The sequence below is a fragment of the Nostoc sp. genome, assembly GCF_036916575.1.
Classification (GTDB): Bacteria; Cyanobacteriota; Cyanobacteriia; order Cyanobacteriales; family Nostocaceae; genus Nostoc.
Genome location: NZ_JBALGC010000028.1, coordinates 69,001 through 90,961, shown reverse-complemented (window position 1 = coordinate 90,961; position 21,961 = coordinate 69,001). Strand labels below are relative to the sequence as shown.

The window sequence follows — 21,961 nt, the reverse complement described above, 5'->3', positions numbered from 1 at the left end:
GCGATTAATCGCGTCTCTACTCCTAACTCTTCATTACTCGTGCAACCAAGGCGTTAAGTGTGGTTGCCAATTAACTAATTCTTCATCTTTAAACCATAGAGCTATTTCCCGTTGCGCGGTTTCTTGAGCATCAGAACCGTGGATTAAGTTGCGCCCAATATTCAAGCCAAAATCGCCCCGAATCGTTCCCGGTTCTGCTGTTAAGGGGTTCGTCGCACCAATAATCTTTCGGGCAGATGCAACCACGCCATCACCTTCCCATGCCATTGCCACCACTGGGCTAGAAGTGATAAATTCGACTAAACCAGCAAAAAAGGGACGTTCCCGGTGAACATCATAGTGTTGTTCAGCCAATTCCCGACTGACTTTCAGAAACTTCAAACCAACTAGGGTAAAACCTTTAGTTTCAAAGCGACGGATAATTTCCCCCACTAGTCCCCGCTGTACTCCATCAGGCTTAATTGCTAAGAATGTGCGCTCCATTGCTATCTCCAAAAACTTAATAAATTTTTTATCTGGTCAATTGTCCTTTATTATTTGTCATTTGTTCTTTGTCCTCTGTCTTGAGTCTAAGAGTTTTACACTAATGACCAATGACTAATGTACAGACGCGATTAATCGCGTCTCTACTGACTAATGACACATGACTCTTGACCAATCAGAGTTTATCTCAGAAATTATCTTTGGGTGCATATCCGTTCCCAGATGAATGCGTTAAATTGTTAATTCGTGGGTGAAAAACAGAGGTTAGGAAGAAATGGGTGTTGAGCCAACTGCTACATCTGACGAGGTGGTACAAGTACCTTCCAATGGACAGAAATCTGAAGTGAAAAATCATAAACAGAAAAAGCTGTTACCACCTAGTACTACCACAGTAGATTTACCTCGCTCCTGGAAAATTGAGGATAGCGAAGCCTTATACCGGATTGAAGGTTGGGGACAACCTTATTTTTCGATTAGCGCTGCTGGACACGTTACTGTTGCACCCAAGGGCGATCGCGGGGGTTCTCTAGACTTGTTTGAATTGGTCAACGCCATGAAACAGCGCAACTTGGGACTTCCCATGTTGATTCGCTTTTCCGATATTTTGGAAGACCGAATTGAGCGGTTGAACGCTTGTTTTGCCAAAGCGATCGCCCGCTATAACTACCCTGGCCTCTACCGTGGCGTGTTTCCCGTCAAGTGCAATCAAGAGCGGCATTTGATTGAGGATTTAGTGAAATTTGGCAAGCCCCATCAATTTGGTTTAGAAGCTGGTTCCAAGCCAGAATTAATGATTGCTCTGGCTATCCTGGATACACCAGGAGCATTGTTAGTTTGCAACGGCTACAAAGACCGAGAATACATTGAAACGGCAATGTTAGCCCAAAGACTAGGGCAAACACCAATCATCGTTTTAGAACAGATTGAAGAGGTTGATTTGGTGATTAATGCCAATCGCCAGTTAGGTATTAAGCCGATATTAGGTGTTCGTGCTAAACTCAGTACCCAAGGTATGGGACGTTGGGGAGCCTCTAGTGGCGATCGCGCTAAATTTGGTTTGACGATGCCTGAGGTAATCGAGGCTGTTGACAAGTTACGGGAAGCTAACCTGCTCGATTCTTTGCAGTTAATGCACTTCCACATCGGCTCACAAATCTCTGCCATTAATGTGATTAAAGATGCCATCCAAGAAGCCAGCCGCATTTACGTGGAATTGGCGATGCTGGGGGCAGATATGAAATACCTTGATGTTGGTGGCGGCTTGGGCGTAGATTATGATGGCTCCCAAACCAACTTCTATGCATCGAAAAATTACAACATGCAGAACTATGCCAACGACATCGTGGCAGAGTTAAAAGATACCTGTGCTGAACGACAGATTACCGTACCCACACTGATTAGCGAAAGTGGACGAGCGATCGCTTCCCATCAGTCGGTGCTGATTTTTGATGTTCTCAGCACTAGTGATGTCCCCCTCGACACACCAGAATCTCCACAAGAGGGAGAATCCCCGATTATTAATTACTTGTGGGAAACTTACCAATCCATCAATAAAGAGAACTATCAGGAGTTCTACCACGACGCTGCACAATTCAAAGAAGAAGCCATCAGCCGCTTCAACTTAGGAATTTTACGCCTTAGAGAACGAGCCAAGGCCGAACGCCTCTACTGGGCTTGTTGTCAGAAAATTCTTAACATTACTAGACAGCAAGAATACGTACCTGATGAGCTGGAAGACTTAGAGAAAATTATGGCTTCCATCTACTACGTCAACATGTCAGTGTTTCAATCAGCACCAGATTGCTGGGCCATTGATCAGCTATTCCCAATCATGCCAATCCACCGCTTGGATGAAGAACCAACGCGGCGGGGAATTTTAGCAGACCTCACCTGCGACAGTGATGGTAAAATCGACCGCTTTATTGACCTGCGCGATGTCAAATCGGTTTTAGAACTGCACACCTACAAGCCTGGAGAACCCTATTATTTGGGGATGTTCTTAAATGGAGCTTACCAGGAAATCATGGGTAATTTGCACAACTTATTTGGCGACACCAACGCCGTTCACATCCAATTAACGCCCAAAGGCTACCAGATTGAACACGTTGTCAAAGGTGACACCATGAGCGAAGTGGTGAGTTACGTCCAGTATGACTCCGAAGATATGGTAGAAAACATTCGCCAGCGTTGCGAGCAAGCATTAGAAGAAAAGCGTATCACCCTAGCAGAATCTCAGCGACTCCTGCAAACCTACGAGCAGAGTCTCAGAAGATATACGTACTTAAATAGTTAGGATTGGGCATTGGAGAGTCAGTCACATGGGCGGATTTCTCGACTTGTGCGAACTGGCATCATTGGGCATTGGAGAGCCAGTTGCATGGGCGGGTTTCCCGACTTGTGCGAACTGGCATCATTGGTTATTCCCCTTGTCTCCCTTGTCCGTCCATTCCCCACTCCACATTCCACATTCCCCATTCCCCATGCCCCATGTCCTAATTTGCGTTTGTCCCCAGCAATTCCTCTATCGCTTGTTGTTCAAAAGGGGTATGTAATGGTGGTGTCTGACGGGCATCGGTAATCAGCCAGTCTAAAGCAGCGGCTTGAACATCTATTGCAGCGCCAGTTTTATCTACGCAATAACGTCCAAACACCAGCTTATCGACTAACCGGACTCCGGGGCCCAGGCGCGACCATTCAAAAATCACGCTGTTATCCACTGTTGCGCCACTACATATCCAACAATTGGGGCCAATCATCGCTGGGCCGACAATTTTAGCTCCGTCTTCTATTCTGGTCATGCCACCAATGTAAACTGGGCCTGTGATATCCACTTTGTCCCAATTTACGGCGACATTTAAGCCAGTGTAGATGCCAGGGGCAACTTCATGACCAGGGACTTGCACATTTTTGATTTCACCCAGCAGTACACCGCGAATCGCCCGCCAATAGTCTGGTACTTTACCAATATCTACCCATTCAAAGTCCATAGGGATGGCGTAGAAGGGAGCTTTGATTTCTACTAATTTGGGAAACAATTGGCTACCAATGTCATATTCGACACCAGAGGGGATATAGTTAAAAACCTCTGGTTCAAAGATGTAAATACCTGTGTTGATGTTGGTGCTGAGGGCTTCTTCAGTTGAAGGTTTTTCTTGGAAAGCTTTGACACGACCCTCTTCGTCAGTCACAACCACCCCGTAGCTAGAAACTTCTTCCTTGGGGACAGATTTGGTAATAATAGTAGCGATCGCTCCTTTAGCTCTATGCCATTTAACCGCCGCAGTTAAATCCAAGTCAATCAAAGCATCACCACACAAAACCACAAAGGTATCATCAAAAAACGGTGAAAAGTCTTGAATGCGCCGCATCCCTCCAGCTGATCCTATCGCTTCCCCCACCAGTTTCCCGTCATCATCAATTTTTCCTTCAAAGGAATAGGCAATCTGCACACCAAACCGCTGACCGTCACGAAAATAGTTTTCAATTTCCTCAGCTAAATGACTAACATTGACCAGAATCTGGTCAAATCCATGATGGCGTAATAGTTCCAGCAAGAATTCCATCACTGGCTTTTGCAGGATGGGCATCATCGGTTTGGGCATAGTATACGTAATCGGACGCACACGAGTACCCTTGCCAGCCGCGAGAATCATCGCTTTCATAAAAATTTATTCCTCAACCACAAGCCAGTTTATTTTCATCGAGTGATACTTAATCATCAGTTTTTATTTATGCTCTAAGTTATCCCTCAAGACAGGGATAACAGGAATTTAGTGGTTATTGCAACCATAGGTATACTTAGATGACCAGTGATCGCTTATCTTTTCAATTTACTCGGATTTTAGGGCTGAAGCACAAATCTGTAAATTATCTGTAGAGCTACTTTTGGCTTTCTTAGTTCATCGGATGCTCAAATGGTTTACAGGAGTTAGCTGAATCTCTAATTAAGCGAATTTTAATCTCATCGTAAAACTCCTCTTGAAATAGCTCTACTTTCGATTGAGCCGAGAGTAGTAGTAGCGCCCAGAAAACGCTAACTAAATTACTGTGTTTAGACTCATGTCCAGACCCATTTTGGTTGAGAAGCTTTGTCTGAGTCCACAACTCTACAAGTTGTTCTAAACTTAGCTCTGTTGCCGACAAATTCAACACCTGCTCTAGTTCCCCAGCGACTTCTGTCAGATTTTCCTGGTGAGCTAACTCCAGCGCCTCCCGCATACTTTGGACGCTAGGTTGACGCCTGGGACGGATAGGTTTACTGGCTTTTTCTACCAGTTTTAGCTGGTTAGCCATGATCTGCAATTGCTCAATTAACTCTTGCAGAGTCACCCGGCGCTTTGGTGGCGGCATTGCCGCTGGACGACGACGCAATTGCCGCTCTAATGGTAGACGATGACCTTGATGTAATACACCGTCTTCACCTTCCAATAGGGCATCATCTTCTACACCATCCTCTGCAACTCCTACTGTTGACAATTGCATTAAGGTATTGGCTTTGAATAATACCAGCATTGATGCCGACAAAAATGCCTGTCCAGATTGAGATAAGTCCGCTTCATAGCCTCTTGTTACTGCCTCCGGTGCCATCAGTTCTAAGTAACGGTCAATCACCTCAATCACTTGGACATCCCAAGGATCAATTTCTCCTTGTTCAGCTTGATAAATCAAGAGTGTAATTGTTTCTAATAGCTCAGAAGCTTCCATCAACAGGTTCTAAGTTAATTAATGAGAATCAAAAGACCGTAAATTTAACATTAAACTCATTGACTATTGGCAAAGCGTGTACTTTATCATAAATTAAAGAGTTTAAGACCCCTCTGTTATAAAGTTCTATTCGCCTTTGGCGTTGCCGCAGGCAGACGCTCTCTACGAGACGCTACGCGTAGCTTGCTTCTTTGCAGGAGTACGCGAACTCGCCCAGTTTCAGTCGGGATTTAAATCCCCGTCTGAAAATGTCTTGAATGTGTAAATTTTGAATTATTAAACATTTGCTTGTGCTTCTTTTAATCAGGAATCGCCTGCTGGCAGTATCCCCTGAAATTTGTAATCAATCACCATTGTGAATTGTGAGATCAGATTGTGCAACTTTTGACATGGGCATTCGGGAGCCAGTGCGTTGCGGAGGTTCTCTCCGTTGTACCCCTATGGGGAAGCAAGCTAGCAAGAGCGTCTCCGACAGGAGAAGCAACTGGCGTCATTGGGCATTTATCTTGTTCCCAGTCTCCGACTGGGAATGCCCCTCATTGAGGCTTTGCCTACCTTATTCGCGGCAGAGCCGCAATGAACAGCATTTCCAGCCAGAGGCTGGAAACGAGGTTTGAAACCCAGATTCTGTAGATTAGTTTGAAAATTTCGGTATTTTCTATAAATCAACTCTTGTCTTGGGTTTGGTGCATTGAAGCAATATTTTGCACTCTGCGATACCTTCTCTACGAGACGCTATGCGTAGCTTCTCCGTAGTAGTACGGTGAGCTACGCTAACGCAACTCTGGTAAGTGTCAAAATTTATGACCTTCTGTTTCAATCGGGGGGCGAGTCATGGGCAATAGTGACAGTTGAAACAAAGTTACTCTGCTTGCCGCTCTTGATTGCATCGAAAGTGCCTTTAATAGTACCAGCAACGGGAACAGCAACAAGCGTCCCCAACAACCCAGCAATCTCAAATCCCATCAAAATAGCCACAAAAATCCAGATGGGATTCAGTCCAATAAAGTTGCCGAGTAACCTGGGAGCTAACAGGTTATCTTTAAGCTGCTGCATGACAATCGCCGCTATGGCAACTTGAACTGCCAACCACCAATTTTGCAGCAGTACTAAAATCGTCACCAGACCAATGCCTAGAGACGCCCCGATAAAGGGAATAAGTTCTGAAATACCAATTAATATGGCAAACAACAGGGCAAAAGGCACCTTCAGCACTAAGAAAATTGGCGTCAGAGTTAGCACCATGAACAGTCCTAGCAACAATTGGCTGAGGAAAAAGTTCTGGAAATTTAGGCGCAAGGATGTGGTAAGGGGATCTGCAATATTAGAGGGCAAAAGATTGACCAGACCATACCAGACGCGATCGCCATATAAAAGCATATAAAATGCAAGCACTATCACTAACACTAAGTCAAGTAATCCTGAGAGCAGTGTTCCAGCAAATCCTACTGCACCAGAAGCTAGCTGTTGCACCACATTTTGAATGTTGGCATTGATTTGACTGCTCACAACTCTTAAATCAATTGGCAAACGTCGTTGCTTTGCCAACATCTCAAATTGCTCTAGGTTTGCTTGACTAGCAGCTAACCAATCAGGAATCTTATTTAACAGTTGGATTGTTTGGTCAATGATCAACGGCACTAAGGTGACCCCCAGAATCCCAAACAGGGTTAATGTTGCAAGTAAAACTATGCTCACCGCCTGAGTACGCGTGATCCGAGCACGTTCAAAGAACTTAACCGGATAATTTAGTAGAAAAGCTAGAATTGCCGCAATGCTCAAGACAGTAATAGGATGCTGGAAATAGCGAAAAAGCACAGACAGCAGCCAGACATTGAGAGCGATAATTGGACCGCTCAAACCATAAATTAACAGACGTTGAAAGGAGGCCGAACGGCGCATCTTATGCAACCTATTTTAGATATTCCTTGAGAGAATTTGTAAAATTCTAGATGGCACTGATCATCATCATAGATATTTTTAACAAAGACATGTATAAGCGTATCTGATAGCGAGGAACCAAATCAAAATGGACAAAACCGTAGCTGACCTTCGCAAAGACTACACCTTGGAAGGTTTGAGCGAACTCGAAGTAAATCTCAATCCTTTTATCCAATTTAAAAAATGGTTCGATCAGGCTCTAGCAGCACAACTCCCCGAACCGAATGCTATGACCATTGCTACCGCCACACCAGACAGTAAGCCTTCAGCCAGAATGGTGCTGCTCAAGGATTTTGATGAACGCGGCTTTGTCTTATTCACCAACTACAACAGTCATAAAGGACAAGAACTAGCAGAAAATCCCCAGGCGGCTCTAGTTTTCTGGTGGGCAGAACTGGAGCGTCAAGTCCGGATTAGTGGGTATGTGGAGAAAGTTTCCGAAACTGAGTCCGACCAGTATTTTCACAGTCGTCCTGCCAACAGTCGCCTGGGTGCGTGGGTATCTAATCAAAGCCAGGTGATAGAAAGCCGAGAAGTTCTGGAGCGACGCTTGCAGGAGTTTAAGAGCAAATATGAAAATCAGGAGATTCCTCGACCGCCTCATTGGGGAGGCTTACGAGTGATTCCCACAGAAATTGAGTTTTGGCAAGGACGCCCTAGCCGTCTGCATGATCGCTTGCTCTATAGTCGTTTAGATAATGGCACTTGGAATATTGAGCGATTGTCACCGTGAAGAAGAGGCAGGGGAAGCAGAAGAAGAATTTATAACTAATGCCCCATGCCCAATGCCCCGCGTCCTCTTACCACTGGGCGATCGCATCTTGAATTGCTGCCCGTGCTTTTGATAGAGATTTGGTACGGGCATCATCACCATTACTCAAGCTATTAGCGTTAATAAATTGAATGTCTGTAAGTCCAATAAACCCGAAAATCGCCCGCAGGTATGGTTCTTGGAAGTTATAGGCAGCAGCAGGAGATGTTGCACTATAGTCACCGCCGCTAGCTGTAATGATAACTGCCTTTTTACCCTCGACTAATCCTCTAAAACCTTGAGCATCTATTGCAACAGTCCGGTTAATCCGAACGATTTGGTCGATGTAAGCCTTGAAAGTGGAAGGTATATTAAAGTTATACATTGGCACTCCAAAAACGTAGCGATCGGCAGCGAAAAATTCATCTACTAACTCGTCAGAAATCCTAATTGCCTCAGTTAACTCTGGGGTATGGGTTTCTGGTGGTGAAAATGCAGCTGCAATCCAAGGTTCATCAACGTGAGGAACTGGGTGATGTCCTAAATCTCGATAAGCGATCGCATCTTCAGGATGCGCTGCTCTCCAACCACTGACGAATTCTTTAGATAGTTCTCTTGAGTGTGATCGTTCACCACGGGGGCTGGAATCAATATGTAAAATGTTTACCACCAAATATCTCCTGATTAACTAGGATCTACTGCTTTGACTTTTTTTGAGTCTAAATTTCAAAGCATTTCATCCATATACTAAAAGTAACTAGTTACTAAAGTAAAGTAGTTACCATAAAGTAACTGTTAGACAATTTTGGCGAACTTATCGATGTCTGTCTCTAAAAATCCTAATGCTTGCCCTGTCAGTATTCTGATGTCTTTACTATCAGGGCCTTGGACAATGTATATACTGTGGGTGTTGTGTAATAGTGGGCCTACTCGCTTTGGTGCATTGAAGCACTTAGTTGAGGGCATCTCAACCAAAGTTTTGACGGAAAGACTGAGAATGCTTGAGGCAGCACAAATTATTTATCGTCACTATGAACCAACTGTGCCACCCCAAGTAACTTACGGTCTGACAGAACGTGGTCAGGAATTAATTGATGTGCTTCATAAACTCAATGCACTTGCTGAACGTTGGTATGGCAGCGAACAACGGCAACATAGCAACACTAATTTTTACTAGGACTTACGCATCAAGTACGAAGTGTAGGGGCAATTCATAAATTACCCCTACGATAAATCAAGGCTTTCACTGCATTTTTGCGTAAGTCCTGTTTACAAAAAGCTAGGGGAAGTGTAAAAAAGCCGATGCATTCTCCATCGGCTTAACTGACAATATTCAACAGATGAATACTCTACTGTTCTTGAGCAGTGGCTGTTTTGGGAGGAAACTGAATTCTGGGATCTGGCATGAAATTGTATCTCAAGTACAATCCTCCCCAGACAAATAGGATAATTAACAACCCACCGATACCAAGGGGACTAGGAAGCCAGAAAACAGCTTCTATGTGGTTTAGCTCACCAGTCTGGAGTTTCCACACTAATTGATTGCCATTTTTTTCTGGCGCGTAGACGCCTAGCGGCTTGTCGTTAGACATCGCAGTTTCAGTTAGTTGAATATTTTTGGCTCCCCAAGGAGTCTTCAAGCTAAATTCCAAGTCGAGAATTGAACCAGCATTAGCCAAGACGTTACCTTTACTGGCAATTAGAGACAGCGATCGCAAATCCAAATCATAAATTAACCGATTTCGGACTAAAAGTAAAAAATTGTTCTCCTCCAAGAGAACGTTTGATTCAATTTTCGGCAGTTCTGAGTTAGATTCGCTCTGCACAGATTCAGAGGGTTGATTCGCAGGGGAGTTAAAAAATTTGTTAAACTTCTCTTGCAATTCCCTACCACTACTAAAAGGAATTGTGACGATGATTTCTTCAGTGGAAACTCGCTGTGCTTTACCCTCAAGTTTACGGGCGCGACGCTCTATAGTATTTAACCATTCATATACATAATCGCCACTAAAACTGGTTAGCCGCTCTCCCAACTTAATATGCTGTACTAGTTCACCACTATTTGAGTTGTCAAAGTTAAGTCCTACATCATACTTAACACAGCCAGATAGTAGCACGGATGTTAACAGCACTAACCACAAAATAGGATTTCGGATGGTAAAAACGCGGTTGATTCGATTTCGACCATTCAGTGGTGAGAGAAATTTAATTTTTGTCAACACAAAACGAAATGGTTTGATTAACCACAAGAAAATCTTTCCTAAAGTTGAAGAATTCATAACTATAAGTCTCCCCAAAAGTCAACAGATATTGGATTTAAAATTTTGGATTTTGGATTGACCCCACTGAGAAACGGATGAAGCTCGAAGATTTTTAATTTTAGATTTTGGTTCATGCTTCAACTTTTCTGGGTGAAGCATGAACCAAAAGAATCTAAAATCCAAAATCCAAAATCCAAAATTGGTATCAGCCAGGGGTTCCTGAAAAACTTAACCAAACCAAGTACGAGATGGTTAAACCAATAGCAATAAGCGCCACCCAGATAAAGCGATTATCTCTGGTATTGACCTGACTGAGGTCAACGAATTCTGGCTGGACAGGTTTAGGCTTTTGCTGGACAGAAGATTTAGTAGACTTAGCAGGTACAGAAATTTTGAGTTCATTATCAGGTAGTGTGCCCAAATCGGGGATTTGGGTCATCCATTCGCTGGGTCTTTTCAGCTTTGGTGCTTTTAAAATGTAAAGCATCCGCCGCGCTTGTTTGCTGATTTCAAAATGGGGATGGCGTTTAAGTCTTTCGCAAAGAGCGATCGCATCATCTGTGCGTCCAGCAGCTTCATAAGCTGTCACCAGATAAATTTCTACTTCGCCCCCAAAGCGAGAATTACGAGCTAACAGGGCGCTGGCTTTTTCTAAATTTTCTACAGCTTGGCGGTATTGCCCATTTTCAAAGGCAACTTTCCCACTCTGGTAGCGGGTTTTAGCAATTTCTAAACTTTCTGCACTCACGTCTTCTACACAAATCAGCACTGTTTTAATTTTGCCAATGCCAGCAATCTTTTTGGAATTTTTTCAAAAGCTGGCAATCTGAAGTGGATAAACTTCTAAAATTTTAACTAAGTAGCTGCGACTATTTTCTGAGAAAAATTCTGGTATCAAATGCAGGTGAGCAAAATATGTTGAAAATCAAGCATTCGCAACTGAATTGGCTCTTAGCAGGTATGACTTTAGCAGTTATGGGTGTAAGCATTGCTCCAGCTTCTGCCCAGTCTGTGATCGTGATTGATGGTGGTTATGGAGTTAGGCGTAGCTGCGGAGCAGCTTGTCGTCAGACATCGCCTGCTGTCGGTTCCTTTATTTATGGTAGTCCGATTCCCACACCTATGCCTGTAGACCCAGCAACGGGACTAATGCCACAACGCAATAATTACCCCGATTCTTACTATCCTCATGTAAGGCAGCGCGATTCTTATTATCCCCATGTAAGGCAACCCGATTCTTACTATCCCCATGTAAGGCAACCCGATTCTTACTATCCTCACGTAAGGCAACCCGATTCTTACTATCCCCAGGTAAGGCAGCCCGATTCTTATTTTCCCCAAGTAAGGCAGCCCGATTCTTATTTTCCCCAAGTAAGGCAGCCCGATTCTTATTTTCCCCAAGTAAGGCAGCCCGATTCTTACTTTCCCCAGGTAAGGCAGCCCGATTCTTATTTTCCCCAAGTAAGGCAGCCCGATTCTTATTTTCCCCAGGTAAGGCAGCCCGATTCTTATTTTCCCAGGTAAGGCAGAACGTGAGATAATTCCACCATGATTAATCAAAGTTGGATTAATCCAACAATTCGAGACTCAACTGTAGTTAATCCGGTGATTATAAATAATTCATGGCGTCATACAACATTTAGCGATGGGCGATCGCGGGTTATTATTACCTATCACCACTAGGAAAGTGGAGGAGCAGGGGAGGCAGGGGGAGCAGGGGAGGTGAGTATCAAAGACTCGCTCACGAGTAAAAAAGACTCGTCCACGAGTATTAAAGACTCGCCCGCAAGCAAAAAACGAATCTTAATTTACACAAAATTACAGTTACAAATCATTCTCCCCTGCCTCATTTTCTTCTACTATGTAAACTGCGAACCGAGAATCATCGTCCCAATCCCAACATCAGTAAAGATTTCTAGTAATAGCGCATGGGGAATGCGACCATCGATGATGTGTGCTGCACGGACTCCTTGAGCAAGCGATCGCACACAGCAATTGACTTTAGGAATCATCCCACCGCTGACTATACCATTGACAATCAACTCGCGGGCTTCGCGGATATCTACTTTTGGAACCAAGGTAGACTGGTCTTTGTAATCTTTGAGAATACCTCTAGTATCAGTCAGTAAAATTAACTTTTCTGCTCCTAGTGCAGCAGCGACTTCTCCAGCTACAGTATCGGCGTTAATGTTATAAGCTTGTCCCGTTTCGTCTGCGGCGACACTGGACACTACCGGAATATAGCCATTGCTAGCGAGGGTGTCCAAAATCTTGATATTCACATTACTGACTTCCCCCACAAAACCAATGCCTTCTTGACCTTGGGGACGAGCTGTAAATAGATTACCGTCTTTACCGCAAAGTCCTACAGCCAATCCACCAGCTTGGTTAATCAAAGAGACAATTTCTTTATTGACTCGACCGACTAAAACCATTTCCACCACATCCATTGTGGCGGTATCAGTGACTCGCAGACCATTCTTAAATTGTGGTTCGATTCCCAGCTTATCTAACCAACTGTTAATTTCTGGGCCACCGCCGTGTACTACAATCGGACGCAAGCCCACGCAGGATAAGAATACAATGTCGCGGATAACTTTGTCTTTGAGTGTGCTATCTTTCATTGCTGCGCCACCATATTTGACAACAACAGTGCGACCGGCGAATTGTTGAATATAAGGTAGTGCTTCGCTTAGTACACGCACACGAGTGGCTTCAGCTTGCCTAATGTATTCAGAATCGTTGACCGTCATGAGGAGCCGCCGTTGAAAGTTAAAACCTATCTCAGACAGTGTAAAAGACTTTGTAACTCCTCACAATCTCTGCTGCCAAAGTCGAGTATGTTTGTACTAATCAGCCATCGCTGTTTGGTTCAGTTAAGAGTTCACCATCTGGCATAACGGGATTGTAGAAATAAGCCCCATACTTTTTTGCGCCGCGCCAGTTAACTTCCAATAAATTAGCATTTTCGAGATTGAAGCTCTCCATACAAGTAACTTTCAAATCAGCACCACGTAAATCAGCACCGCTGAGATTAGCGTCTCTTAAAAATCACTGTTCCCACATTATCTGACATAACAAGCAAGCGATCGATCCTTCAAGCCTCTAGAATTGAAATCATTCGGCTGAAGCTAGGGAATGAAAATGACCACGCTGCTAATCCAAACTGAAAGCACACCCCTAACGGTAAATTTCCCCTCCCTTGTGCAGATGACAAATGAGCAGTTCTACGAATTCTGCCAAGCCAATGGAGATTTGCGAATCGAGCGCAATGCCAATGGGGAAGTCATCATTATGCCACCAGCTTTTTCAGATACGGGCAACCGTAACTTTAACATTGCTGCACAGCTTGGTTATTGGACTGAACAAGATGGCACTGGCATAGGCTTTGACTCCAGTACAGGTTTTACGCTACCCAATGGAGCGATGCGTTCTCCTGATGCTTCTTGGATTGAACTAGAGCGTTGGAACGCCTTAACAGATGCACAAAAAGCCTCATTTGCACCAATTTGTCCCAGCTTTGTGATTGAGTTACGCTCCTCTAGCGATCGCCTGATAAAATTACAAGACAAAATGCAGGAGTACATCGATAACGGTGCATCACTAGGCTGGTTAATTGATCGGCAGAATCGAAAAGTCTACATTTACCGGACTAATCGAGAAGTTGAAATTTTGGAAAATCCGGAAGTAGTTACTGGTAATCCTGAATTACCAGGGTTTATCCTACGGATGGTCAAAATTTGGTAATTTGAGTCTTCCTAATGAGAAACTTGTGTTTTGAGAACGCTAGGAATTGCCTCAATTACTCGATTTACAACGTCTTCAGGTGTATCTCCCTCTTGCTCGGTGATGTGCAAATCGGCTTGAGAGTAAAGTGGTGTTCTTTGTTCGAGTAATGATCGCAATTTCCCTTTAGGATCAACATCTTGCAGCAGTGGTCTTGTGGTATCCTCAGCTAAACGGCTGTAAATTATCTCCACAGGCGTATCTAGCCACACTATCAAACCGTGGTGCAAGTAACCCCAATTTTCTCGCCGCAGTACAATGCCCCCACCGGTTGCTATAGTCAACTTTGTAAAAGCACAAACTTTTGAAAGTACGTCGCTTTCTAACTGGCGAAACCCTGCTTCACCTTCTTGAGCAAATAACTGATTGATAGATTTACCTGTTGCTTGGGCAATGACATTATCGGTATCCACAAACCCATAACCCAGTTCCTTTGCTAGTAAGCGCCCTACAGTCGTCTTACCGACGCCCATGATCCCAATTAAGTACAGGTTGACTCCTTGTAATAAGCTGCTCACCAGTTACTTTGCTCCAATTCTGAATGCTGAGTCACAGTTTCTAATTATAAACTCAACAACTCATACCTGGGTATTAAAGCGATGCCTGGGTTGAGCTGCGCTTAAGCACTTTATTATGTATCTCTTTAGATAGTCACAAAGGCGATCGCTATATTCTATGTATTTATATAATCCATTATAAAGATAAACTCTAGCGGTACTGCTACTACGATTTTAATAAACTAAATTAGCAATTTCCGCAGAAGTAAAACCGCAAAGTAAACCTCTAAGGAATTCATTTTCAACAAGTGTCAAGGCTTTTCTGTTTGTAAATGCTAAATCTACGTATAACTTTTTTAACTCTCAATTATTTTTAATTTCTAGAAATTTATCTTCTATTTAATCTGAATCAACTGCCGTCACTGCTGTTATTAATGTATTTAAAGCAACTCAGACAATATATTAACGATTCTTCTGGGAAATCAGCATAAATAATAAACGGTAAATTTCTAACGAATTTAGTAATTTTCCTTAAGTAACTTGACAATTGCTGCTTGGACTTTAGACTTAACGAAAAAATTAACATAGCTTGTTTGAAACTTTATTCAAACAATTTCTGTCTATCTAAATAATTAGGATTTTTACTCTGGTAGATAATTTTAAGTATTTTAATTACTATGTTATTAACAGCACAATATCATTATTCTAAAAGTTAAGTTATAACAAGCCTCGCTCAACTAAATGTTTCTGATAAAGGTATAAATGATGACTTATTTACTGCGATCGCCTAAAAAAAGCTTGCAAAGTTGAAGTTTTGGCACAAAGACTACTGCATATTTCACCCCAATAAGCCTGAATGAATAAATATAGTATGAATGAGGTGTCAACTATGACTCGAATTCGTGACGTTGTACAAAAAGCTTTAGCAACTGGCTATTTGACAGTGGAAGCTGAAAATCAACTACGACAACTGTTGACTACCCGATATGATTTGGAAGATTTTAATGCTTTCATGACTTTGCAGGAAGCTGCCATGATTGGTAAGGTCAAGCAGGAGTCTAGAGAGCGGTGTGGCATCAAGTAGAGACCTAACCTTCTATATCTCACCGACGCGAGCGTTTATCATCGTCCTCAAAATCATCATCATCAAAAAATTCCCAATCATCATCATCCGCTTGATTGGTAGTCGGCGGCTGATAAGGAGGGATGATTACCCGGTAATCAGCATCGTAAACGGATTCAGTTTTTCCCACAGCCGTATTTTTTGGCTCACGGTAGCTGTAGGAGTAAACTGAACCAGACCTAGAACTGCTTTTGGCTTCTGATTGACGTTCGTAAGTTTTAGAGTTTCTAGCAGGTTGAGCTTGAGGATTAGGGGTAGGCGCTTCCTCTGGGTTTTCATCAAAGTTCCAATCATCATCTTTACTGCCATTTGTCTCCCAATCATCAAATACATCACTGCTAGGCTCTTCTTTTTTACTAGCTGGTGGTGGAGAACTGGTAGGGCCAGATGTAGGTTCTTCTCTGCGGGTTGCCTTCGCACGAGGCGAAGTTGGGCTTCGGCGGTCAGGAGTTTGGCGTTGTCCTCCCACAAAATAATTGGATAATTTAAACAAGGTAGCAATCAATATAGATGTGAAAGCACCTGTGGCAATACTGAACAAAATCCATATCGCTAGTGGTAATGGTTGAGTTCGCACGCCCAAAAATACTAGCGATATAGGTGACCAATTTTGGACTAACAACGGCGTTAGTCCTCCCAGTACTGCCACCAATAGAATTAAGCGAATTACAGCCATAACAATTTTGTCAGTTGTCAGTTGTCAGTGGTCAGTTGTCAGTGGTCAGTGGTCAGTTATCAATCTAATTATTCTTTACTGATTACTGTTCGCTGACTACTGACACTATCAGCCATCTCTATCATTACCCTTTTAGGACTATTGTGAAATTTAGGAAATAATCCGCTCAGGGCATTAGCGACGACCTTGCCACCGCTGAATTGGTATGCAATCAATATCTAGTTGATCTAAAGCACGAGCAACTACAAAATCAACTAAATCCTCAATAGTTTGGGGATTGTGATACCAGGCGGGAATAGCGGGGACAATTCTCACTCCAACTTCTGCTAAAGAGGTTAAGTTACGTAGGTGGATGAGGCTAAAAGGCGTTTCACGAGGAACAATGACCAGCTTTCGCCCTTCTTTGAGTTGGACATCCGCTGCCCGTTCTAGTAAATCAGAACTCAAGCCAACCGCTAGCTTTGCCACTGTGCTCATGCTGCATGGAATGATCATCATCCCCAGAGTGGCAAAGGAACCACTGGCAATCCCGGCTCCAACATCACTCCAAGGATGACAGCGTAGTTTCCCGGAAAGTGCAACTCCAGCTTGCTCTCGCCAAAATTGTTCTTGCCCGGTTGGTTCTGGTGGCATCCTAATTTCCTGTTCTGACTGCCAAACCATGTAAGTTGATTTAGAGGCAACCAATTCAATACTATACTCCGCTTCTAGCAAAAATTTGATCGCGCGAACAGCGTAAATCAGACCAGATGCGCCCGATACGCCTAAAATTAAAGGCTTAGTGTTATTTGACACGTAAGTTTTAGTGTATTTTACTCATCCTCAGAGTAAGGGTCTAGGTCATCAGGCTCAATGTCATTTGGGAAGTAGAGGTCTGAAAGCTCCTCATTGGAAGCACTACCAGTTAAACCTTTGGCTAGACCATCGCTGCCGACGGTTACCAAATCAATTTGCTGACGGTAGTAATCTACACTTTTAACTTGCACAGCAACACGATCGCCTAGTCTATAAGAAGCACGATTTTTGCGACCAAATAGTGCCTGTTGTCTGGCGCGATATTCATACCAATCGTCTTTAAGAGAACTGACGTGTACCAATCCTTCTACCCTCAAAGGCACACCAGGATTACTGCTGGATTCTACCTCGGCTGCTGGTACTTCAATTTCCACAAAGAAACCGTAGGATTGAACACCAGTAATCACGCCTTGAAATACCTGACCGATGCGCTGCTTCATCAGTTGGGCTTTTTGCAGTCCGGCTAAATCGGCTTCAGCTTCTTGGACTTCTTTTTCTCGATCGTTGATTTGGACAATTACCCTAGTTAAATCGCTTTGGAGTTCTTGTTGCAATTCTGGGGGTAAAACGTTCCAGTTAATTTCTTCATGGCTGGAGGAGTGGCGCAGGTTAACGCGCTCTCTGACACGGGTATTGCGGCGATCGCGTCCGTTTTCGAGTAGCGCGTAATATACTCTCTGCATGAGCAAATCTGGGTAACGTCGCAAGGGAGCGCTAAAGTGGACATATTGCGGTAGTGCCAGACCAAAGTGAGATCCTTTGGTGGTGCTGTACGCAGATGGCTTGAGTGTATCTTGTAATAAGTAGGTAAGAACTTGCTCAGAGGGAGATTCGCCAAAAGCTGTGGTCAAATGTTGATAATCTAAGGGTTGGATATCTGCTTCTGGATCTAGTGTGAGGTCAACGCCTAAATTGACTGCCAATTTCAGCATTTCCTGGACATCTTCGACATCGGGTGTGCCTTGGACTCGCCAGATGGCGGGAACACCAAGGGCATTTAAGTGAGTTGCTACCAGTTGATTAACTAACAGCACCAACTCCGTGAGTAGCGATCGCACTGGTAAATCATTCACCACCACAGCCCCGAGAATCCCCTCATCATAGTAAGCGTTTTGGCTGGGTGGCAGATTCAACTGGAGGCTACCACGAGTCAACCGTACCTGTTTCACGGCTGTTTGCAAGGCTTGGAGGTCTTGCATTATCTGAGAAACCTGTGGAGATTGATCTTGAGATTGGCCTGTAAGAATTGCCTGGGCTTGTTCTGTACTCAGTGCAGTCTCTACATTGATCACACTGGGTTGAATTTCCCATTCCAACACTTGTCCTGATTGGGGATCGATTGTAATTAAAAAAGAGATGGTTAAGCGATCACTCCCAGGTACTAAAGAACAGCGTTCTGCCACAGTTGCGGGCAACATTGGCAGCACTAATTCTCCCAGATACACTGATTTGCCTCGTTTGAGTGCTTCTCTATCTAGGGGTTCATCAGGTTGGACATAGTGAGAAACATCAGTGATATGAACGCCCAAAAGCCAATTTCCAGCTAAGTTTTTTTCTAAACTAAAAGCGTTTTCTATAACTTTGGTGTCGCCATTTACTCCTTCAATGGTGAGAGTAAACAAATTACGTAAATCTAACCGATTTTTCAGGTCTGCTTTGAGCAGCTTTTTGGGCAACTTGGCGGCTGCATCTTGGACATTATCCGGGAAAGTGCGGGAAAGGTCGTGTTTGCATGTTACCAAATCTATATCAGCAGCGGCTTCGGCATCGCTGCCGAGGATTTGCACGACTCGACCAAGGGGAGGATATTGTGCCAACGGGTAACGCAAGACTTCCACATGAACAAGGTGATCGATCGCTTCTTCCAACTTCGCCCCGTTAGGTTGGATCTTGAGCTCAAACAGCAATCGATCATCTAAAGGCACAGCCCTAAAACCGCTTTCCACCTGCTTAATTCGTGCCAGTAACGTGTGGTTGGAACGTTCTAGAATCAGCTTCACCTCCCCTTCGGGAGAGCGACGGCGACTGCCTTCTTTGAGAACTCTGACCAAAACGCGATCGCCATTCCAAGCATTACTCAGATGACTTTCGCGAATGTAAATATCCTCAGCTCCTTCCACATCTTGAATAGCAAAGCAAAAACCTTTACTAGAACAACGGAGTTTTGCCTCGATTATTCCCTCTTCTGAGACACGGCGGTACTTGCCGCGTTCTTTTACTAAAATACCGATTTTTTCGAGAATATCTAAAGCAATGTGAAGTTTTTGTAAGCTTTTTTCATCTTCACAACCAAGTTTCTTTTCCAAAACTTTCCGAGCTACCAATTTATCATCGGTGAAATTGGCAAGGAGTGTAGCGATTGAAAATTCCATGCAGTGAACCGACCTTTGGTCAAAACATCATTTGTTGTTTAATCTGGTTCTTTCCTGTATACCCTCACGGCTTCTTACAGAAACAAGCTGGAAACGACCTGCCCTGAGACTAAGCTTCCTAAGTTCTAAGGAAAGGAAGCCCAACCCAGCAAGAGCAACAAACTACTCCCGCAGTTCCGAGCAAAAGAAGCCGACCCACGGACAACTCTGGGCGTCTACGAACTTCTCACTGCACGATGCTCTCAGAGTTCGCCTGCGTTTAAGTCCCTTCACCTAACCAAACTTCAGATTGCACGCCTGATTACAATTTAGCCCCGCTAGGTAATTACGCGACGGGTTTTTGAGAAGCTGGATTTAGAGAATCCATGCTGCCCAAAAGCGCTATGCAGCGGAGCCACTGCGGTCTTCTCCCTTGGCGTTAGCCTCTCCCAAAGGGAGAAGGGGAGACGCTAAAAGCGATAGCGCAGCCTAAAGTCTTTGGCATAGCTTCGCTTAGAGCGAGTCTGCGAGCGTCTGGGGTCTCCCCAAGTAGAGCAAGTGGCGTGGAAACTACAGGTGTTTGATTGTCTAAAGTGAAGGTAATTTTACGCCATTAGACTCTGATTTTTAACTAGGAGGAACTGCCGGTGAACCCAATTTTCCCACATGTAGAATCGGTAACAATTAGGTGAGCAGCTTGATAAGCAGTGAGGGTGAACCTTATCTCCATTATTGTAGATTTAGAGCGCACTTCCAGAAAATAGTTCTAGATAATGAGTTGGGTAATCAGTATAGCATTGCGGCCAAGACTACCCAGGTAAGTTAGCACTAGCCAAAAATTTCCTCAAAAAAAAGCTACTGCTACAATTGGGATACAAGGCAAAGCAAGAATATAACCTTGATGGCTCAGAGCAGAGAATTATACCTGCTCATCGCCTGCCAAGAAACTGATTACACATACTAAGCAATTAAAAATGTTCGCGTAGCGTCTCATAGAGAAAAAATGCAATATTGGTAAGCATCCTGGGTATCGAGTGGATGTAAATTAAAGTAAGAGCAGTTTACCTCGCTTGAGCATACAGGTAGTATCGACCCCGTTATTAAAAATATTTAGATTGGTAGCAGTATTATGTTGGCTCAATTCCAGAGCTTGTATCCCAAGGGCAGTCTGATTTCTGAATTAGTGCAAATTTTTCAAGGAAAATATATTGTCCGGGCAAGCGTGCAAATTGAAGGCGTAACCCGTGCTACGGGTATGGCAGCAGCAGAAACAGTAGAAGCAGCAGAAGACCAAGCCAGAACTAGGGCACTGATAGTTTTGGGTATTGCAAATGCGCCACCCGAATCAGTGGCATTTACCTCAAATCCAATTTCCCCGGCGCAGCTAAACCCTTCCTTGAACACCAAAGGTGGATTGAATGAGTCTGCTGCCTACTCCTCTGCAAAAGATGAAGATTTTGTTGGTAGTCAATGGTCAGTGGTCAGCGACAAAGAAATATCTATGCCGCCTTCCAAAGTACGGAACATCAAACCAGAAGTAGTAACAAACACTAACGAACAGTACGGCTACAGTAATCCTACGCCCCTATCAAGCGATACCTATAGCCAGGATTTAAGTGAAAACTTTCCTGTAACTGCTAACCAGGAGCTAGAATTTGATCCTCCACTTGAAGACTTGGAAATAAGCTTTGATAACCAGGTGGAAAATCAGACCTTTCCAGCAATTTCTGCCAATAATGTCACACCTTTTACACCCCGGAGTTACAGTCCTCAAGAGGATGTCGCTATCCCTTCAGGGACAGGAAAGAGAAAGAAGAAAGCTGAACCCGTGGATTTATCGGATGTAATTGCTAAAACAGATGTCGAACTTCAGCGCTTAGGCTGGACACCAGAACAGGGACGAGAGCATCTAATTAAAACCTACGGTAAGCGCGGGCGAACTTTGCTGACTGAAGAAGAATTACACGGATTCCTCAAATACCTCCAATCTGAGCCAGACCCATTAGCGGGATTTTGATTAGTCATTAGTCATTAGTCTTTTGTAATCGGTAAGGGTCAATCAGAAAAGACATAGGCTATTGAAATACTAATGAAGCTATGGAACCGGTAAATTTTTCTGAAGTAATTGCTCAAATAGATATCGAAATGCAGCTACGAGGCTGGACAACAGTCCAGGGACGGGAATATCTTAAAAAAACTTATGGGAAGCGATCGCGTTTTTTGCTGACCGAAGAGGAATTGCACGAATTCCTGCACTACCTGCAATCTCAGTAGTCAGACCCAATAGCAGGATTTTGATTTCCAACTCGTAAATCGAGTTTTGAACTTGTAAATCGAGTTTTGAAATCGTAAATTAGCTTCAGAACTTGTAAATCAGGTTTTTAATTCAAAAATATGATTTAAAAATCATCAAGCTCTTAGTTTATACAAATTACAGCAAATGTATCTGCATTTCTCCTGATTGCTAATTTTAAGGCTTTAAAAGTTCTGTAGCTTTGATGTGGCTGGTGCATCCTATTTTTTCAAATTGGTATTAAGTACTTGAGCAGGCCACAATACGCTTGTATAAGCCTTTTTCTCTCCCCCTGCCTCC

The 21,961-nt window shown here is 43.6% G+C and carries 22 protein-coding genes and 2 pseudogenes; 9 read left to right on the top strand and 15 right to left on the bottom strand.

Annotation, left to right across the window (positions count from 1 at the left end; all coding sequences use genetic code 11):
- Positions 1-33 precede the first annotated feature (33 nt).
- Positions 34-483, bottom strand: a complete 450-nt coding sequence (ndk, locus tag V7L29_RS07730; RefSeq protein ID WP_334735060.1) for a nucleoside-diphosphate kinase — start codon at positions 481-483, stop codon at positions 34-36.
- Between the two features lie 274 nt (positions 484-757).
- Between ndk and speA the strand changes: the two genes are divergently transcribed.
- A complete protein-coding gene (gene speA / locus V7L29_RS07725; RefSeq protein WP_334735059.1) occupies positions 758-2,776 on the top strand; it encodes a biosynthetic arginine decarboxylase in 2,019 nt (672 codons plus the stop codon).
- Positions 2,777-2,975: 199 nt separating this feature from the next.
- On the opposite strand, the gene V7L29_RS07720 is transcribed toward speA, so the two are convergent.
- The 3 genes from V7L29_RS07720 to V7L29_RS07710 form a co-directional block, all read right to left on the bottom strand.
- Complete coding sequence (locus tag V7L29_RS07720) at positions 2,976-4,145, bottom strand: NDP-sugar synthase (protein WP_334735058.1); 1,170 nt, start codon at positions 4,143-4,145, stop codon at positions 2,976-2,978.
- A gap of 232 nt (positions 4,146-4,377) precedes the next feature.
- A complete protein-coding gene (locus V7L29_RS07715) occupies positions 4,378-5,187 on the bottom strand; it encodes a ScpA family protein (protein WP_334688229.1) in 810 nt (269 codons plus the stop codon).
- 816 nt (positions 5,188-6,003) lie between these two features.
- The gene (locus V7L29_RS07710; protein WP_334688230.1) at positions 6,004-7,089 is read right to left on the bottom strand and encodes an AI-2E family transporter; all 1,086 of its coding nucleotides are present in this window, start codon (positions 7,087-7,089) and stop codon (positions 6,004-6,006) included.
- A 127-nt stretch (positions 7,090-7,216) separates the two neighbouring features.
- Between V7L29_RS07710 and pdxH the strand changes: the two genes are divergently transcribed.
- Positions 7,217-7,861 (top strand): pyridoxamine 5'-phosphate oxidase, encoded by a 645-nt coding sequence (pdxH, locus tag V7L29_RS07705; RefSeq protein WP_334688231.1) that lies wholly within the window; start codon positions 7,217-7,219, stop codon positions 7,859-7,861.
- Between the two features lie 67 nt (positions 7,862-7,928).
- Here the strand turns inward: pdxH and V7L29_RS07700 are convergent, their stop codons facing one another.
- A complete protein-coding gene (locus tag V7L29_RS07700; RefSeq protein WP_334688232.1) occupies positions 7,929-8,549 on the bottom strand; it encodes an FMN-dependent NADH-azoreductase in 621 nt (206 codons plus the stop codon).
- A gap of 150 nt (positions 8,550-8,699) precedes the next feature.
- Here V7L29_RS07700 and V7L29_RS07695 point away from each other — a divergent pair, with 150 nt between their 5' ends.
- Complete coding sequence (locus V7L29_RS07695; protein ID WP_334735057.1) at positions 8,700-9,056, top strand: winged helix-turn-helix transcriptional regulator; 357 nt, start codon at positions 8,700-8,702, stop codon at positions 9,054-9,056.
- Positions 9,057-9,228: 172 nt separating this feature from the next.
- Here the strand turns inward: V7L29_RS07695 and V7L29_RS07690 are convergent, their stop codons facing one another.
- Positions 9,229-10,158, bottom strand: a complete 930-nt coding sequence (locus V7L29_RS07690) for a DUF3153 domain-containing protein (protein ID WP_334735056.1) — start codon at positions 10,156-10,158, stop codon at positions 9,229-9,231.
- Positions 10,159-10,345: 187 nt separating this feature from the next.
- The gene (locus tag V7L29_RS07685) at positions 10,346-10,888 is read right to left on the bottom strand and encodes a tetratricopeptide repeat protein (protein WP_334735087.1); all 543 of its coding nucleotides are present in this window, start codon (positions 10,886-10,888) and stop codon (positions 10,346-10,348) included.
- 167 nt (positions 10,889-11,055) lie between these two features.
- On the opposite strand from V7L29_RS07685, the gene V7L29_RS07680 reads away from it, so the two are divergent.
- A complete protein-coding gene (locus V7L29_RS07680) occupies positions 11,056-11,664 on the top strand; it encodes a hypothetical protein (RefSeq protein ID WP_334735055.1) in 609 nt (202 codons plus the stop codon).
- A gap of 24 nt (positions 11,665-11,688) precedes the next feature.
- Positions 11,689-11,823, top strand: coding sequence for a hypothetical protein (locus tag V7L29_RS07675; protein WP_334735054.1), 135 nt, complete (start codon positions 11,689-11,691; stop codon positions 11,821-11,823).
- Between the two features lie 176 nt (positions 11,824-11,999).
- Here the strand turns inward: V7L29_RS07675 and argB are convergent, their stop codons facing one another.
- From argB to V7L29_RS07660, 3 genes and pseudogenes are all read right to left on the bottom strand, one after another.
- On the bottom strand, positions 12,000-12,893 hold the full coding sequence (gene argB / locus V7L29_RS07670; protein ID WP_334735053.1) for an acetylglutamate kinase: 894 nt from the start codon (positions 12,891-12,893) through the stop codon (positions 12,000-12,002).
- Between the two features lie 100 nt (positions 12,894-12,993).
- Positions 12,994-13,128, bottom strand: a complete 135-nt coding sequence (locus V7L29_RS07665) for a hypothetical protein (RefSeq protein WP_334735052.1) — start codon at positions 13,126-13,128, stop codon at positions 12,994-12,996.
- A 12-nt stretch (positions 13,129-13,140) separates the two neighbouring features.
- Positions 13,141-13,188, bottom strand: a pseudogene (locus V7L29_RS07660) (pentapeptide repeat-containing protein); the annotation flags it as partial.
- Positions 13,189-13,284: 96 nt separating this feature from the next.
- Here V7L29_RS07660 and V7L29_RS07655 point away from each other — a divergent pair.
- Entirely contained in the window at positions 13,285-13,887 is a 603-nt protein-coding gene (locus V7L29_RS07655) for a Uma2 family endonuclease (RefSeq protein ID WP_334735051.1), read from the top strand.
- Between the two features lie 11 nt (positions 13,888-13,898).
- Here V7L29_RS07655 and V7L29_RS07650 read toward each other — a convergent pair whose 3' ends face one another.
- Positions 13,899-14,444 carry a shikimate kinase gene (locus tag V7L29_RS07650; RefSeq protein ID WP_334688240.1) on the bottom strand — a complete coding sequence of 182 codons (546 nt, stop codon included), beginning with the start codon at positions 14,442-14,444 and terminating at the stop codon, positions 13,899-13,901.
- 153 nt (positions 14,445-14,597) lie between these two features.
- Positions 14,598-14,822: pseudogene (locus tag V7L29_RS07645) on the bottom strand (NB-ARC domain-containing protein); the annotation flags it as partial.
- A 490-nt stretch (positions 14,823-15,312) separates the two neighbouring features.
- Between V7L29_RS07645 and V7L29_RS07640 the strand changes: the two are divergent.
- Complete coding sequence (locus tag V7L29_RS07640) at positions 15,313-15,507, top strand: hypothetical protein (RefSeq protein ID WP_273768857.1); 195 nt, start codon at positions 15,313-15,315, stop codon at positions 15,505-15,507.
- Positions 15,508-15,526: 19 nt separating this feature from the next.
- On the opposite strand, the gene V7L29_RS07635 is transcribed toward V7L29_RS07640, so the two are convergent.
- From V7L29_RS07635 to V7L29_RS07625, 3 genes are all read right to left on the bottom strand, one after another.
- Entirely contained in the window at positions 15,527-16,222 is a 696-nt protein-coding gene (locus V7L29_RS07635; protein WP_334688241.1) for a LapA family protein, read from the bottom strand.
- A 174-nt stretch (positions 16,223-16,396) separates the two neighbouring features.
- Positions 16,397-17,017, bottom strand: a complete 621-nt coding sequence (locus V7L29_RS07630; RefSeq protein ID WP_289797221.1) for a flavin prenyltransferase UbiX — start codon at positions 17,015-17,017, stop codon at positions 16,397-16,399.
- A 17-nt stretch (positions 17,018-17,034) separates the two neighbouring features.
- Positions 17,035-19,389, bottom strand: a complete 2,355-nt coding sequence (locus V7L29_RS07625) for a ribonuclease R family protein (RefSeq protein ID WP_334735050.1) — start codon at positions 19,387-19,389, stop codon at positions 17,035-17,037.
- Positions 19,390-20,497: 1,108 nt separating this feature from the next.
- Between V7L29_RS07625 and V7L29_RS07620 the strand changes: the two genes are divergently transcribed.
- Together V7L29_RS07620 and V7L29_RS07615 are read left to right on the top strand one after the other, a co-directional pair.
- Positions 20,498-21,385: a hypothetical protein gene (locus V7L29_RS07620; RefSeq protein WP_334735049.1), complete on the top strand. Its 888-nt coding sequence runs from the start codon at positions 20,498-20,500 to the stop codon at positions 21,383-21,385.
- An 80-nt stretch (positions 21,386-21,465) separates the two neighbouring features.
- On the top strand, positions 21,466-21,642 hold the full coding sequence (locus V7L29_RS07615; protein ID WP_334688244.1) for a hypothetical protein: 177 nt from the start codon (positions 21,466-21,468) through the stop codon (positions 21,640-21,642).
- Positions 21,643-21,961 lie beyond the last annotated feature (319 nt).

Bases quoted from the DNA above. Each gene is read 5' to 3' on its own strand.
- argB (WP_334735053.1), bottom strand. From the start codon at position 12,893: ATGACGGTCAACGATTCTGAATACATTAGGCAAGCTGAAGCCACTCGT.
- pdxH (WP_334688231.1), top strand. From the start codon at position 7,217: ATGGACAAAACCGTAGCTGACCTTCGCAAAGACTACACCTTGGAAGGT.
- V7L29_RS07655 (WP_334735051.1), top strand. From the start codon at position 13,285: ATGACCACGCTGCTAATCCAAACTGAAAGCACACCCCTAACGGTAAAT.
- ndk (WP_334735060.1), bottom strand. From the start codon at position 483: ATGGAGCGCACATTCTTAGCAATTAAGCCTGATGGAGTACAGCGGGGA.
- V7L29_RS07720 (WP_334735058.1), bottom strand. From the start codon at position 4,145: ATGAAAGCGATGATTCTCGCGGCTGGCAAGGGTACTCGTGTGCGTCCG.
- V7L29_RS07710 (WP_334688230.1), bottom strand. From the start codon at position 7,089: ATGCGCCGTTCGGCCTCCTTTCAACGTCTGTTAATTTATGGTTTGAGC.
- V7L29_RS07695 (WP_334735057.1), top strand. From the start codon at position 8,700: ATGTCTGTCTCTAAAAATCCTAATGCTTGCCCTGTCAGTATTCTGATG.
- V7L29_RS07675 (WP_334735054.1), top strand. From the start codon at position 11,689: ATGATTAATCAAAGTTGGATTAATCCAACAATTCGAGACTCAACTGTA.
- V7L29_RS07640 (WP_273768857.1), top strand. From the start codon at position 15,313: ATGACTCGAATTCGTGACGTTGTACAAAAAGCTTTAGCAACTGGCTAT.
- V7L29_RS07715 (WP_334688229.1), bottom strand. From the start codon at position 5,187: ATGGAAGCTTCTGAGCTATTAGAAACAATTACACTCTTGATTTATCAA.
- V7L29_RS07615 (WP_334688244.1), top strand. From the start codon at position 21,466: ATGGAACCGGTAAATTTTTCTGAAGTAATTGCTCAAATAGATATCGAA.
- V7L29_RS07635 (WP_334688241.1), bottom strand. From the start codon at position 16,222: ATGGCTGTAATTCGCTTAATTCTATTGGTGGCAGTACTGGGAGGACTA.
- V7L29_RS07620 (WP_334735049.1), top strand. From the start codon at position 20,498: ATGTTGGCTCAATTCCAGAGCTTGTATCCCAAGGGCAGTCTGATTTCT.
- V7L29_RS07665 (WP_334735052.1), bottom strand. From the start codon at position 13,128: ATGGAGAGCTTCAATCTCGAAAATGCTAATTTATTGGAAGTTAACTGG.
- speA (WP_334735059.1), top strand. From the start codon at position 758: ATGGGTGTTGAGCCAACTGCTACATCTGACGAGGTGGTACAAGTACCT.
- V7L29_RS07680 (WP_334735055.1), top strand. From the start codon at position 11,056: ATGTTGAAAATCAAGCATTCGCAACTGAATTGGCTCTTAGCAGGTATG.
- V7L29_RS07625 (WP_334735050.1), bottom strand. From the start codon at position 19,389: ATGGAATTTTCAATCGCTACACTCCTTGCCAATTTCACCGATGATAAA.
- V7L29_RS07690 (WP_334735056.1), bottom strand. From the start codon at position 10,158: ATGAATTCTTCAACTTTAGGAAAGATTTTCTTGTGGTTAATCAAACCA.